Source organism: Actinomadura sp. KC216 (assembly GCF_004348535.1).
GTDB lineage: Bacteria > Actinomycetota > Actinomycetes > Streptosporangiales > Streptosporangiaceae > Spirillospora.
On the sequence record NZ_SMJX01000009.1, the window covers coordinates 16,345 to 28,987 of the forward strand.

Annotated in this window: 13 protein-coding genes; 1 reads left to right on the forward strand and 12 read right to left on the reverse strand. The window is 70.9% G+C overall.

Features of this window, described 5'->3' with window-relative positions; genetic code table 11:
- Positions 1-565: 565 nt before the first annotated feature.
- Positions 566-1,318: a class I SAM-dependent methyltransferase gene (locus E1264_RS02830; RefSeq protein ID WP_207935681.1), complete on the forward strand. Its 753-nt coding sequence runs from the start codon at positions 566-568 to the stop codon at positions 1,316-1,318.
- Here the strand turns inward: E1264_RS02830 and E1264_RS02835 are convergent.
- The 12 genes from E1264_RS02835 to E1264_RS02890 all read right to left on the reverse strand — a co-directional run bounded on the left by E1264_RS02835 (position 1,310) and on the right by E1264_RS02890 (position 12,547).
- Positions 1,310-1,738 carry a hypothetical protein gene (locus tag E1264_RS02835; RefSeq protein ID WP_132169244.1) on the reverse strand — a complete coding sequence of 143 codons (429 nt, stop codon included), beginning with the start codon at positions 1,736-1,738 and terminating at the stop codon, positions 1,310-1,312. The genes E1264_RS02830 and E1264_RS02835 overlap by 9 nt on opposite strands.
- Positions 1,739-2,426: 688 nt before the next feature.
- Positions 2,427-2,708 carry a MerR family transcriptional regulator gene (locus E1264_RS02840; RefSeq protein ID WP_132169322.1) on the reverse strand — a complete coding sequence of 94 codons (282 nt, stop codon included), beginning with the start codon at positions 2,706-2,708 and terminating at the stop codon, positions 2,427-2,429.
- Positions 2,709-4,129: 1,421 nt separating this feature from the next.
- Positions 4,130-5,059 (reverse strand): biotin-dependent carboxyltransferase family protein, encoded by a 930-nt coding sequence (locus E1264_RS02845; RefSeq protein WP_132169246.1) that lies wholly within the window; start codon positions 5,057-5,059, stop codon positions 4,130-4,132.
- Positions 5,056-5,691: an allophanate hydrolase subunit 1 gene (locus E1264_RS02850; RefSeq protein WP_132169248.1), complete on the reverse strand. Its 636-nt coding sequence runs from the start codon at positions 5,689-5,691 to the stop codon at positions 5,056-5,058. The genes E1264_RS02845 and E1264_RS02850 overlap by 4 nt, the downstream gene beginning before the upstream one ends.
- Complete coding sequence (locus E1264_RS02855) at positions 5,688-6,335, reverse strand: RraA family protein (RefSeq protein WP_132169250.1); 648 nt, start codon at positions 6,333-6,335, stop codon at positions 5,688-5,690. The genes E1264_RS02850 and E1264_RS02855 overlap by 4 nt, the downstream gene beginning before the upstream one ends.
- On the reverse strand, positions 6,336-7,724 hold the full coding sequence (locus E1264_RS02860; RefSeq protein WP_132169252.1) for a dipeptidase: 1,389 nt from the start codon (positions 7,722-7,724) through the stop codon (positions 6,336-6,338).
- The gene (locus tag E1264_RS02865) at positions 7,711-8,412 is read right to left on the reverse strand and encodes an RraA family protein (protein ID WP_132169254.1); all 702 of its coding nucleotides are present in this window, start codon (positions 8,410-8,412) and stop codon (positions 7,711-7,713) included. Before E1264_RS02865 ends, E1264_RS02860 begins: the two co-directional genes overlap by 14 nt.
- A complete protein-coding gene (locus E1264_RS02870) occupies positions 8,409-9,011 on the reverse strand; it encodes an RraA family protein (RefSeq protein ID WP_132169256.1) in 603 nt (200 codons plus the stop codon). Before E1264_RS02870 ends, E1264_RS02865 begins: the two co-directional genes overlap by 4 nt.
- Positions 9,008-10,081, reverse strand: a complete 1,074-nt coding sequence (locus E1264_RS02875) for a branched-chain amino acid aminotransferase (RefSeq protein ID WP_243710708.1) — start codon at positions 10,079-10,081, stop codon at positions 9,008-9,010. Before E1264_RS02875 ends, E1264_RS02870 begins: the two co-directional genes overlap by 4 nt.
- Positions 10,082-10,161: 80 nt before the next feature.
- On the reverse strand, positions 10,162-10,953 hold the full coding sequence (locus tag E1264_RS02880) for a 5-oxoprolinase subunit PxpA (protein WP_132169260.1): 792 nt from the start codon (positions 10,951-10,953) through the stop codon (positions 10,162-10,164).
- A 3-nt stretch (positions 10,954-10,956) separates the two neighbouring features.
- Positions 10,957-11,811 carry a DUF1989 domain-containing protein gene (locus E1264_RS02885; protein WP_132169262.1) on the reverse strand — a complete coding sequence of 285 codons (855 nt, stop codon included), beginning with the start codon at positions 11,809-11,811 and terminating at the stop codon, positions 10,957-10,959.
- Positions 11,812-11,875: 64 nt separating this feature from the next.
- Positions 11,876-12,547: a GntR family transcriptional regulator gene (locus E1264_RS02890; RefSeq protein ID WP_132169264.1), complete on the reverse strand. Its 672-nt coding sequence runs from the start codon at positions 12,545-12,547 to the stop codon at positions 11,876-11,878.
- Positions 12,548-12,643: the final 96 nt, after the last annotated feature.

Here is a 12,643-nt window from a genome sequence, read left to right on the forward strand (position 1 = left end):
GGCTTGCCCGCCACCTGCTGGTCAGCGCGCCCGACCAGAGGCAGAAGAGTGTGTTCTTTGTTGTCGGTTGTTGAGCAGTTCCAGGGCGGGGGCACGCGGTGGCGGTGGTTAGCCGGTGGTCTTGTGGGCTTGAGCATGGCCTAGCGCTGCATGACGATGCTGGCGTCGGCCCGGGGAGGCCGATCAGTGCGGGGAGCCCCCGGGTTCGGTGAGGCCTTTGATGAGAGCGCCGTCGCCGGCGCGGTTGCGGCTACAGCCTGTCCCATGACTGTGCAGACCGGGTCGAGTGAAACGTTGAACTGGCTCTGGCCGCCGGGCCGTTTCAGGTAAATCACCGGCTGCCGTGCCACGCGCAGCGCGGCCTCCTGCCCGTGGTCGTCGGCGTCCAGCGTGAGCGCCGGGTCCGGGCACGCGCTCAGCCCGGCGCCCGTCCACGCGTCTCCGCCGCCGATGAAGACCGGGGCGGCGTCGCCACGGTGCCGGGTACTCGGCGGCGGGCTGGTCGGCGGTGGATCAGTGCGTCGTAGCGGGCCCCCGAGCGGCCGGTTCGTGGCAGAGTGGCGGGATGCCTGGCGCGCGATACGGGATGGATGCGCCCTACGGGTTCGGCTTCATGGGCCTGGTCGTGCTGGGGTTCTGGGTGACCGGGCTGGTGATGACGGCCACCGCCGACCTAGCCGCCGCGCTGCCCGCGCTGGTCTCCGGCACCCTACTGGCGGGATGCCTGGCCCTGAGCCTGCACACCACACTGCGCGGCAAGTTCCTGGTCTGGCGGGACGTGCTGGACGAGCTGGACCTGCGTGGCGACGAACGGCTGCTCGACCTCGGCTGCGGACGCGGCGCCGTCCTGCTGGCCGCCGCCCGGCGCCTCCCCCAGGGCCGGGCGGTCGGCGTGGACCTGTGGCGCGGGCTGCAGCAGTCCGGCAACACCCCGGCGGCGACCCTGCGCAACGCCCGCGCCGAAGGCGTCGCCGACCGCGTTCACGTGCACGGGGGCGACCTGCGCAGACTCCCCTACGCGGAGGCAAGCTTCGACCTGGTGGTGTCCAGCATGACGGTGCACACCATCTTCGGCCCGGACGCCCGCGCCCAAGCGATCACCGAGGCCTACCGGGTGCTGCGGCCGGGCGGCCGCCTGCTGATCGCCGACCTGGCGCGGACCCCCCGCCAGTACGCTGCGGTGCTGGCCCGGCTGAACGCCCAGGACATCGGCGTGCGCGACCTCGGCTGGCGCGCGTGGTGGGGCAGTCCATGGGTCCCGACCCGCCTGCTCACCGCCCGCAAACCAGCGTCCGACGAGCACCATCGATTACAGTGAGTAGCCAGACGCGCCGCCGCGGACGGTGTGTTCCACGGGGTTCCGGCAGGTCATCCTCCGTCTCATCGGCAGGAGCACCATCACCGTCATCGCGGTGTCGGCCAAGCCGCGGGCCACCGCCCCCGGTTGGCCGCCGACACCATCACCCATCTCACCCCTGTGATTCACGATCCTGGTCGGCGGACATGTCGTCATCCGTTCCCTGGTCAGGACCGGGCTCCGGGCGATTCCGGTCTCCGGATCCTCCACCAGATGACCGGGCAGCCCCACAACGACCCGTTCGGCCCAGGTCGCGGCAGCCAGACGTGCCTTCAGCGGCGGCGGCGCGAGCCTCCCACCAGCAAACCCGGCCCTAACCAAGACGGCCACCAGTGGCACGGCCAGAAACCGGCGCGGCGCATGATCCATACCGGGCTTCACGCACGCGGCACCTCTCCGTCAAGGAAATCTCTAACGGCAGCACCCGAGATCACGCTCTTCCGCGCCGACCGGCTCGGCCACGTGGGCCGATCGAGAACTGGTGGAGCTTCGCGGCAGGCATCTCGGGTTCCTGTCCCAGCACGCCGATTTCGCGCGGCGGTCGACCGAGGCTCTGGCTTCGCCCTCGATGCAGAGGAGGACGAACGCGAGCATGGTCGAACTGAGGCGCGGTCGAAGCGAGACCACTCCCGGCGACGCCGGGACCCCGGCCGCGCAGGGGCCGGTGAGCGTGTTCTTGCCGGGAGCGGACGCAGGTCCCGACCTCAGATATGACCAGGTCGAACGCGGCGACAGCCTCGTGAACAGCTCACCGGCCACATCGGGCCGGTGTACGCGGTGGCCGTAAGCCAGGTAGAGGGCCAGACGGTCACCGTCACCGGCAGCGACGAACGGACGGTGCGGGTATGGGACGCGGATAGCCTCACACTGAGTGATTCCGTCCACAGGGGAAGGCTTTCTGGCGGCCGGATTCAAACCTCCTGCGTTGTATCCGCCTCTGTCCGATACTCGGCGAGGCTTTCGGCGGCACGCCCCGCGAGAGCGGACGGGCCCGGCGTCTCTGCGACCTTGACAGGTCGCCGTGCGGCCCGCACCAATCCCGCTGCGGGCCCGCCGGCGATCACATGTGTCAGTCGGGCGTGTCGCTTTCCGTTGTCACCCGGCGCTGCTGGAGCTGGGCGTTGATGCGTTGTGCTTCGGCGAGTTGGTCTTCGAGGATGATGATGCGGCAGGCCGCGTCCAGGGCGGTTCCCTCGTTGACCAGGTCTCGGACGCGCTGGGCGAGGCGGAGCTGGTAGCGGGAATAGCGGCGGTGTCCGCCTGCCGAGCGTTGCGGGACGAACAGTCTGGGGGCGTCCAGGCTGCGCAGGAACGCGGGTGTGACGCCGAGCATGTCGGCGGCGCGGCCCATGCTGTAGGCGGGGTAGTCCTCGTCGTCCAGCTTGTCGTCCAGCTCGACGGCCGGGGCGGCGCCGGGCAGGTCGTCGGCGGTATCGCCGGTGTCGCCCAGGCCGTTCTGCACCGCGCGGGACGGGGCGGCCTGCGGGTCCTGGTGTTCGGTGTGGCTGCCGGTCCGAGCCGGCCGGGTTGGGTTCACAAAACCTTCCGTACTGCGTGCTTCTCAGAGTTCGGGTCCGCGGGTGGGAACATGACGGAGCCCCGGCGCCAAACCGCGGGCGCCGGGGCCTTGAGGTACAACACCATGTGTCCGGCGCCAGGGCCGGTCGTCGTGCACGCCGCCCGCCTGTGGCGGGGGCGCCGGGATCGCGGATGCGTGACCGCTAACCGTTTCGGATTCTTGGCTGCGGTACCCGCGCGGCGTGACTGGAGCCTGCGACGGGCGATCCCGATGGTGCCGAGTCCTCCTTCCGTGTTCTCCTACCTGCGTTCTTTCCTTCACTTGCATTCGTGCTACCGGCGGCCCGTTGGCCGCCGGGGCGCAGCCGTCTGCCGGAGTCCCTTGCACTGCGTTGACTCCGGCACGCCCGGCTTGCGCCATCCACCTCACCGGGCAGTTCGTCATCTGCCACGTTTCATGGACTTGTTCTTCGTCGATGACAGGAACACTACCTCATCTCGCCGCGAATATCTACCTCGATCACTAGAGGTTTTCGAGACTGGAGAGGTGACTTCTTCCGCCAGGCCGGTGCGGGCGTGTGGACGTGCTGGTCCAGGCCGCTGCAATGCAAGATCCGGCGGCACGTTCCCGGGCGCCAGGCGATGACCGGGGTCGCCGTGGCGGGCACGGACCGCGTATCAGATCGCCACCAGGGCGCTCAGGGCGACGGCGTCGCAAAGCCCACCCGGTCTAGGTCCAGCACCAGCCGAGGCGAACCGGCCTCCAACGGTCAGTGGCTCTGCGGAGATGGACGGCGGGCGCGCTCCCGCTGAGTGGTGGCGGTCCAGGGCCGGGCGGAGCAGGTGTGTCAGGACGGTCCACAGCACGGTGACCAGCAGGTCGGCCGGATTGCAGGGCAGCGGGTGGTGACTGTCGAAGGTGACTTCCGCCGTTCCCCCGCTCAGCCGGGCCGCGAACCGCGATCGCGTCGAGGCCGTGGACGGCCGGTTCCGCCCGGCCGTTCGAGGAGCGGACCGGTTCCGGTACGGCCGTGCCGCGGTTCCGTCTGCCGTCAGGCCAGTTGGAGGGCTGCCCGACCGGAGTCAGGGCGTGAAAGTCGTTCGTGTGGCTAGGCGCTTCAACTTCACGCCTTGGGCTCGTGCTGGTAGCGCGGAGCACCGGGGCGACGGCTAACGGTCGGTTAGCGCGTTGGGTGGCGAACTCGATTGTGCGTGTCATCGGCTTGCCGCCGACGTTGGCAGGGGTTGCCGGGGTCACTTGCGGCGGGTTCCCTTTGGTGGGCTTTCCGGCTTTGGGGCGATCTTGGGTCGCGCCAGGCGGAAGTGGAGGGTGTCGCCGGGGACGAGTTGGGCTGCAGCCGGGAGGCTCGCTGTCGTGACGACGGCGATGACGGGGTAGCCGCCTGTTGTGGGGTGGTCGTTGAGGAAAAGGATCGGCAGGCCGGTGGGCGGCACCTGAAGCGCGCCGGTCATCATGGGTTCTGAGGGCAGCTCGGTGGTTATGCGCCGGGGCAGGGCGGGGCCGCGGAGTCTGATGCCGATTCGGTTGGCTTCGCTGGTGACCGCGTAGTCGGCGCTGGTCAGCATGGTCATGGCCCCTGGCGTGAACCAGTCGTCGCGGGGGCCTGGGACGATATCCAGCGTCGGTGCCGGTGCGGGCCCGGGGACGGGTGCGATATCCACGTTGAGCGTGGCCGCGGTCGATGGTCCGAGCGGCAGTTTCGTGCCGCTTCGCAGGGGCGGTGGGCCGAGTCCGGACATCAGGTCTGTTGACCGGCTGCCCAGTACGGGAGGAATGTCGATGCCGCCGGAGATCGCCAGGTACGTGCGCAGGCCGCGGCCCAGTGGGCGCTCGAGTCGCAGCATCTGGCCTGGCCGAGCGTAGTGGGGGGCGTTCGCCGCCAGGGGCGTGTCGTCCAGTCGCGCGTGCAGTTCGGCCCCGGTGAGCGCCAGCCAGTGTCCGGCGGTGAACTCGGCGATGAGGCCGCCGAGGGTGATCTCCAGGCCGGCGGTGTTCTCGGGGTTACCGACCAGGCGGTTGGCCAGCTTCAGTGCGGGGGGATCGGCTGCTCCGGAGGGTGGCACGCCGAGCGACGCGTGGCCGGTTCGGCCGAGGTCCTGCACCAGTGTCAGTGTGCCGGGTTGGTGTATGAGCAGTTCTCGGCGTGCCGTTCTCGGGTTCATCGGATCGGGTCGAATTGGACGGTGGTGCCGGGGGTGAGTAGTGCAGGGGGGCGTCGTTCCACATCCCACAGTGCCGAGTCGGTGGTGCCGAGCAGGTGCCAGCCGCCCGGTGATGAGCTCGGATAGACGCCCGTGTATTCGCTCGCCATGGCCAGGGAGCCCGCCGGGACGCGGGTGCGCGGGCTGTCTCGTCGGGGAAGGTGGAGCGCGGGGTCGAGGCCGGTGAGGTAGGCGAATCCTGGTACGAGGCCGAGGAACGCGGTCGTGTAGGTGCGGCGGCTGTGCCTGGCGATCACCTCTTCGATGGACATGCCGCACCGTGCTGCGACTTCTGCCAGATCGGCGCCGTCGTAGCGCACCGGCAACCTGACGGTTCTCTCCGTCAGCTGTGTCGCGACCGTGCTCATCGGCTTCCGGGCGCGCTGCACGGCGGTGGTCAGGGCTCGGCTTCGGCCCTGTTCGGCGATCAGCAGCAGGGTCCGGGCTCCGGGCACCACGTCGGCGATGCCTTCCACGGGGTGACGCGTCAGGTCGGCGTGGATGCGCCGGACGGACTCTGGACCGTCCAGATCGAGGAGTACGGCGCGGTCTCCGACCGGGCGGGCGGCGCAGATCACGGGGTCGTGGTTCATCTCCGTGTCTGCAGGCGGTGGTAGCCGACGGCGGCGCGGGCGTCCCGCAGGGTCGCGCCTTTCACGACCTGTTCCCGGATGGCCTGCTCCGCTCGGGTGATGTCCAGGGCGTGCCGCAGCACCTCTTCGGCCCTGGAGGCGGGGACGGCGAGTACTCCGTCGGCGTCCCCGACGAGCAGGTCGCCCGGCTCTACGCGGACTCCGCCGCAGTTGACGGGCTGCTGGACCGCCTCGACCTGGACGCGGTCCTTGCCCGTGCGCATCCACCGGTGCCGAGTGAAGATCGGATAGTCCGTCTCCAGGGCGATGTCGGTGTCGCGGCAGGTTCCGTTGACGACCGTGCCGCCGAGCCGTCTGCGGTGCGCGGTCAGCGTGAGCAGATCGCCCCAGACGGTGACGTCCGCGCGTCCCTGGTTGTCGAGTACGACGACGGAGCCCGGCGGTACCTCGTCGATGTAATCGCCGACCGTGCCCGCGTCCTGGCCGACCGGCCCGTACCGGACCGTGAAGGCCGGGCCGAGGAGCCGGAAGGACGGCCGGAGCGGCGCGATCGCGGGGATCTGCCCGGCGATCCCGGCACGATCGAGCGCGTCGGAGACCGTGCTGGTGCCGAGATCGCGCCATTCGCGCTCGTCGATGGTCATCTAGTTCTCGCTTCCCAGTTCCGACCACAGATAGGCGGCCGCCTCGGCGCCCTTGAGGAGCAGCGGCATCTCGGTCTTCTCGTTCGGCCCGTGGTAGTTGTCATCGGGAAGGGTGACCACCAGGAAGACGACGGCGGCGTCCAGCACCTCGGCCAGGGTGGCGGAAGGGCCGGATCCGCCCTCGCGCGTGTAGAGCACCTGGCGGTCGAAGGCCCGCCCGAGAGACCGGGTCACCGCTCCCACGGCCGGGTGGTCGAGCGGAGTGAGACAGGGCTTGGTCCCCTCCCCGAAGAACTCCACCTTGGCGGCGATGCCCGGCGGGGCCTGTTCTCCCAGCCAGCGGCGGAAGGACTCCCGCACCTCGGCCGGTTCCTGGTTCGCGACCAGGCGGAAGGAGACCTTGGCGTGGGCTTCCCGCGGGATGATCGTCTTTATGCCGGGGCCGGTGTGGCCGCCCCACATGCCGTTGATCTCGGCGGTCGGCCGGGCCCACACGCGTTCGAGAGTGGTGAAGCCTTCTTCGCCGTGTCCCGCGCGGGACCGGGCGGTGGACAGCCATTCCCGTTCGTCGAAGGGAAGCTTGGCGAACAGGTCGCGTTCGGTGTCGGTGAGTTCGACGACGCGGTCGTAGAAGCCGGGGAGGGTCACCCGGGATCGGTGGTCGTGCAGCCCGCCCAGTGCCCGGCACAGTTCGGTGAGCGGGTTGGGGATCGCGCCGCCGAAGGAACCGGAATGCACGTCGTCGGCGGGCCCGCGGAAGGTGACCTGGGCGGCGAGCATGCCGCGCATACCGGTGCAGGTGGTCGGGACGTCGGCCGACCACATGGCGGAGTCGGCGTTGACCACCACGTCGCACGCCAGCCGGTCGGCGTGCCGCCGTACCAGTGCTTCGAAGTGCGGCGACCCGGCCTCCTCTTCGCCCTCGATGAGCAGCTTCAGGGTGACGGCGGGCGCCGTCAGGCCGGTCGCCGCCAGGTGCGCGCGGACCCCGAGCGCGTGGAAGAGCACCTGGCCCTTGTCGTCGGAGGCGCCCCGCGCGTACATGCGGTCTCCGACGACCGTCGGTGTGAAGGGCGGCGTGTCCCACGCTTCCACCGGCTCGACCGGTTGGACGTCATGGTGCCCATAGATCAGAACCGTCTGGGCCGACGGAAAGGCGGAGGGCCACTCGGCGTACACGGCCGGATGGCCGCCGGTGGGCCATATCTCCACGATCGGGAAGCCCGCCCGCCGCAGGGCGGAGGCGAGCCACTCCGCCGACCGCCGGACGTCGCCGGCGTGGTCCGGGTCGCTGGAAATGGAGGGAATCGCAAGCCATTCCGCGAGCTCGGCGAAGAACACTTCGCTGCCCGCCGCTATATAGGAACGCACGGCCTCAGGTGCTGTCACGGTCGTCGGGTCCTTTCGTGGCGGTGTGGGATCGCGCCTGGATGGCGCCCTCGTAGGCGGCGCCCATGACCTGGCTCATCGCGACGCCGTCCTGAACGGCCGCCGCCATGGCGGCCTCCTTCTCGGCGAGCCTCTCGGCGGTGCCGAGGACCCTCCCGGCCATCGACGCGGGGACGATCACAACGCCGGAGCCGTCTGCGCGGACCAGGTCGCCGGGGGTCACCGTGACGCCCTGGACGTCGATCCGGCAGTTCCAGGCGCGTTCCACGACCGTTCCGCGAGCCGACCGCGGCGTGGCGGCGGCGGCGTGCACGGCGAGGCCCAGTTCGCGGATCTCGTCGACATCGCGTACCGCGCCGTCGACCACGATTCCGGCGACCCCGGCCCGCACCGCGCCCCGGCTGAGGATTCCGCCCCAGCCCGCCACGGTGGTCACCCCGTGGTGGGCCACGACGATGACGGTGCCGGGGACGGCGGCGTCCAGGGCGGCGGTGCCGAGATGGCGGGCGGACGCCGTCGCGGGACCTGCGGGGCCCAGATCGACGGTGATGGCGCGGCCGGCGAAGGAGCGGCCCGCGGTGACGGGGGCGAGGCCGGACAGCGCGCCCGGGATCGCCTCGGCGGCGAGCGCATCGCTGAGCAGGCAGGTGTCCAGCCGGGACAGCCTGCCGACCTGGTGGTCGGTCATGCCGGGAGCCCGTAGATGTCGAGGGTGGTCTCGCCGGCTTCGAGCCGCTCGATGATCGCGGCCTCGTCGAGGTCCCGGCGCCGTGCGGCCTCGACGGCCTCGACGGCGGCGTCCGCCGGGACGATCACGACGCCGTCGGCGTCGCCCACCACCAGGTCGCCTGGACGGACCAGGACGTCGCCGAGCACGACGGGCACGGCGAGCGCCCCGCCGCGTGCCGGGTCCTTGCCCGTCCCGCGGATGCGGGCGCCGCTGCTGAAGACGGGGAAGTCCAGCGAGGCCAGTACGGCGGTGTCCCGGACGCCGCCGTCGATGACGAGGCCGGCCAGGCCCTTCGCCCGTGCGGCGCGGGTCATGATCTCGCCCCAGTAGCCGAACTCGGTCAGGCCGCCGGTCTCGGCGACCATGACCGAGCCGGGTGGAGCGGCCGCGATCGCCCGGTGGAGCCACAGGTTGTCGCCTCCGGGGCAGCGCACCGGATAGGCGGGACCGTGGACCCGCATCCGGGGCGTCACGGGACGGAGCCTGCCGGGCAGCGCCCCGATGCCTCCTCCCGCCTCGTGTATCGAGGCGGCTCCGGGAACCTTGGACGTGGTCATGTTGCCTTCCAAACGGTATGGCGCCAGCCGCGGGGGTCGTCGGCACGGCCGAACTGGAGGTCGAGCAGGCGCTGTCTGATGGCGAGGGTCACGGGACCGGGCCTGCCGTCGCCGATGACGGTGTCTCCGGTCGCGTCGCGGATGCTTCCGATGGGCGCGACCGCGACCGCAGTCCCGCAGGCGAACGCCTCGCGGATGTCGCCGTCACGCGCCCCGTCCCGCCACCGTTCGATCGCGATCGGTGCCTCCCGGACGGTCATGCCGGCGTCACGGGCGAGGTCGATGACCGAGCCGCGGGTCACCCCGGCCAGCAGGCTGTCGCTCAGCGGAGGCGTGAGCAGGACGTCCCGGCCCTCCTCCCGGGCGACGAGGAAGAGGTTCATCGCCCCGAGCTCCTCGACGAACCGGCGCCGCTCGGGGTCGAGCCAGACCACCTGGTCGCAGCCGCGCTCGCGGGCGAGTTTCTGGGCGAGCAGGCCGGCGCCGTAGTTGCCGGCGAACTTGGCCGCGCCGGTGCCTCCGCGCGCCGCCCGCACCTGGTCGCGTTCGACCCAGACGCGCAGCGCCCGGATCCCGCCGTCGAAGTACGCGCCCGCGGGGCTCGCGAAGAGAACGAAGAGGTAGGTGCCGGAGGCGGCGGCGACGACCGCCCGGTCGGTGGCGATCATGAGCGGCCGCAGGTAGAGGGTTCTGTCCGCACCGTCCGGCACCCATGCGTGGTCGGCCTCCAGCAGGGCGCCGAGGCTTGCCAGGAACGCGGCCCGCGGCAGCGGTGGCATGGCGATGCGCGCGGCGGAGGCCGCGAACCGGGCGGCGTTCAGTTCCGGCCGGAACAGGGCCACCGATCCGTCGGGCTGCCGGTAGGCCTTCAGTCCCTCGAAAACGGCCTGCCCGTAATGCAGCGCCGATGTCGCCGGAGAGAGCGGCAGGTCCTGGAAGGGGCCGACGGTGAAGCCATGCCAGCCCGCCTCCTCGGTGTAACGGGCCGTCACCATGTGGTCGGTGAACGTCCGCCCGAAAACGGGAGCGGCCAGGACGGCGTCCCGTTGTGACGGCGGACGCGGTGTCACGGGCAGACGCTGGAATTCGAGGGCATCGCCAGGCGGGGTCTCGCCAGGCGGGGCATCGCCAAGCGAGGCAGGCGGCACGCTCATGGGTGCTCCCCTGTTTCGTGAAACGTTCGCAGGGTCACGCCTTCTGCCTGTAGAGCGGCGCCGACCTTGGCGAGCAGGTCGACCGCCCCGGCCGTGTCACCGTGCAGGCAAAGGGAGTCGGGGTCGACGTCCAGTACCGTCCCGTCGATGGCCTGGACGGTTCCGTCGCGCGCCAACCGCCGGACACGGCGCAGGATCGCCTCCTCGCCGCGCAGCACCGCTCCCGGCCGGGACCGGGGGACGAGGGTCCCGTCGGGAGCGTAGGCGCGGTCCAGGAACGCCTCCCTGGCCACCGTGAGCCCCCGGCGACGAGCCTGCCTTTCGAGCGCGGAACCGTGCCACGCCATGACGATCAGCCGTGGATCCACGGACTCCACCGCGGCCGCCACGGCCTCGGCCGCCCGATCGTCCTTCCAGGCCAGGTTGCCCAGTGCCCCGTGCGGTTTGACGTGCCGCAGCCGGGTTCCATGGCGATGGCAGAACGCCTGCACCGCCCCGATCTGGTACACGACGTCGGTGATGATCTCTTCGGGGCCCAGGGCCATCATGCGCCGCCCGAATCCCACCCGGTCGGGGAAGCCGGGATGCGCGCCGACCCCCACCCGGTGCTCGGCGGCCATGGCCACCGCCGCGTCCAGGGTGCGCGGGTCACCGGCGTGGAATCCGCAGGCGATGTTCGCGGAGGTGATGTGGGGGATGACGTCGACGTCCCCTTCGAGGGTGTAGCGGCCGTACCCCTCCCCCAGATCGGCGTTCAGATCGATGGACCGTGGTGTCGTACCCGGCATCGGCTACTCCGCGCCCTCGGTCGGCCAGGCGGGCAGGTCGATGCCGTGCAACCCGGCGTAGGACGCGACCGGCGGCGGGCTCCATCCTTCGAGCAGCCCGGCGTCCGGCCGGTACACCTCGACCGCGAGCGGCCTGCAGACCTCCAGCGGATCGCGGGCGTCCGGGCCCCACAGCGGGATCGACAGGTCGCCCGCCGGGCAGGTGGACAGCGCGCACAGCAGGTCCTGCTCGGCGAAGAACTCGAAGAAGTCCCCGGGCTTCGCGGGCGAGGCCTTCATGAAGTACCGGTCCTCATCGTTGAGGCCGGTGCACTGGAAGATGTTGAGCACGTCGTGGACGTCGAACTCGGTCAGCCCGTAGGGGAGCACGGCACGGACGAGGTTCGAATGGCAGTGGAAGTCGAAGTCCTCGTCGCTGAGGATGCGGTTCACATACGGGTCGCAGCGTGAGCCGAGCAGGTCGTGCACCCGCCCGCCGTCGTCGTCGACTCCGTAGGACTCCAGCGTGTCGTTAGTGATCGTCAGCAGCGGGCGCAGGTAGGGAAGCGTGGACCACAGCCGGTCGTACCTCGTCACGTGGGCGCTCTGCAGCTGGCGGGTTCGCGCCGCCCACAGCCGCTCCCGCGGGTTGTGGCGGTTCCACACGTTGAAGTCGCCGACCTGCGGGCCCTCGGGAGTGATCACACGGCACAGGTGACCGGCCGGGACCTCCCACGCGCGTCCGGAACGGATCGGGATGACGAACTCTTCCACCGGCTTGCGCTCGTCCGTCCGTTCGGCCAGGCGGTCGTAGAAGGCCGTGTCGACGTCCAGGATGCTGCCGGCCTTCGGCTGGTAGGCGGCGGGAGGGTGGCTCATCGGATACCTCTCGATCGTGGAGTGCGGGACGGCCGGGGACGGGCCGTCTCGAGGTCGGGGACGGTCAGGCCGTGCGCGCACGCCGGAGCGTGTCGAGCGTCTGGCTTTCGGAGTCGTCGAGGTAGACCAGCAACGCGCCGACTCCCTGCGTCCGGTGGCCCGTGCGCAGCAGGTCGAGGAGCTCGCGATCGCGGACGGCCCACGAGCGCTGGAAGAGTTCCTCGTCCTGCGTCTCGCCCCAGGCCAGGCGGAGCTGGGCGAGGAGGGAGTGAAAGAAGTCGTCGAGCCGGCGGCTGCCCAGCAGGGCGATCAGCGCCTGGTGAAAGCGCAGGCTCGCGGTGCTCGCGGCCGCCCAGGCGCGCTCCCGTTCGGCCCGCTCCCCGGCGATGACCGCCGCCTCCATGTCGGCGAACTGCTCGTCCTCCACCAGAGCGCTGGCTGTGGCCGCCTGGACCTCCAGGGCCCTTCGCGCCCGGTAGATGTCACGCACGTCCGCCGCCGTGAGCCGCCTGACCGCCGCCCCCCGGTTCGGGACCAGCGCCACGAGCCCCTCCAACGACAGCTGGCGCAGGCCCTCCCGCAGGGTGTTGCGGGAGACCTGCAGGTCGGTCGCGAGTGATACCTCCCGCAGGGGCGAGCCGGGCGGCAGCTCGCCTTCCAGGATCCTGTCGCGCAGCAGGCCGGCGATCCGTTCGGCGGCGCTGGGCGCCTCCGTCTCGGCGGTATCGAGTGACATGCCGGGAAGACTAGTCCACAGATTGCTCAACAATCAAGCGGAGGGCGTTAGGCCCAAGCTCGTACTATCTCGAAGTTCCCGAGCTAGATGCTGTTT

Bases quoted from the DNA above. Each gene is read 5' to 3' on its own strand.
- E1264_RS02830 (WP_207935681.1), top strand. From the start codon at position 566: ATGCCTGGCGCGCGATACGGGATGGATGCGCCCTACGGGTTCGGCTTC.
- E1264_RS02840 (WP_132169322.1), bottom strand. From the start codon at position 2,708: ATGGGCCGCGCCGCCGACATGCTCGGCGTCACACCCGCGTTCCTGCGC.
- E1264_RS02845 (WP_132169246.1), bottom strand. From the start codon at position 5,059: ATGAACCCGAGAACGGCACGCCGAGAACTGCTCATACACCAACCCGGC.
- E1264_RS02850 (WP_132169248.1), bottom strand. From the start codon at position 5,691: ATGAACCACGACCCCGTGATCTGCGCCGCCCGCCCGGTCGGAGACCGC.
- E1264_RS02855 (WP_132169250.1), bottom strand. From the start codon at position 6,335: ATGACCATCGACGAGCGCGAATGGCGCGATCTCGGCACCAGCACGGTC.
- E1264_RS02865 (WP_132169254.1), bottom strand. From the start codon at position 8,412: ATGACCGACCACCAGGTCGGCAGGCTGTCCCGGCTGGACACCTGCCTG.
- E1264_RS02870 (WP_132169256.1), bottom strand. From the start codon at position 9,011: ATGACCACGTCCAAGGTTCCCGGAGCCGCCTCGATACACGAGGCGGGA.
- E1264_RS02880 (WP_132169260.1), bottom strand. From the start codon at position 10,953: ATGCCGGGTACGACACCACGGTCCATCGATCTGAACGCCGATCTGGGG.
- E1264_RS02885 (WP_132169262.1), bottom strand. From the start codon at position 11,811: ATGAGCCACCCTCCCGCCGCCTACCAGCCGAAGGCCGGCAGCATCCTG.
- E1264_RS02890 (WP_132169264.1), bottom strand. From the start codon at position 12,547: ATGTCACTCGATACCGCCGAGACGGAGGCGCCCAGCGCCGCCGAACGG.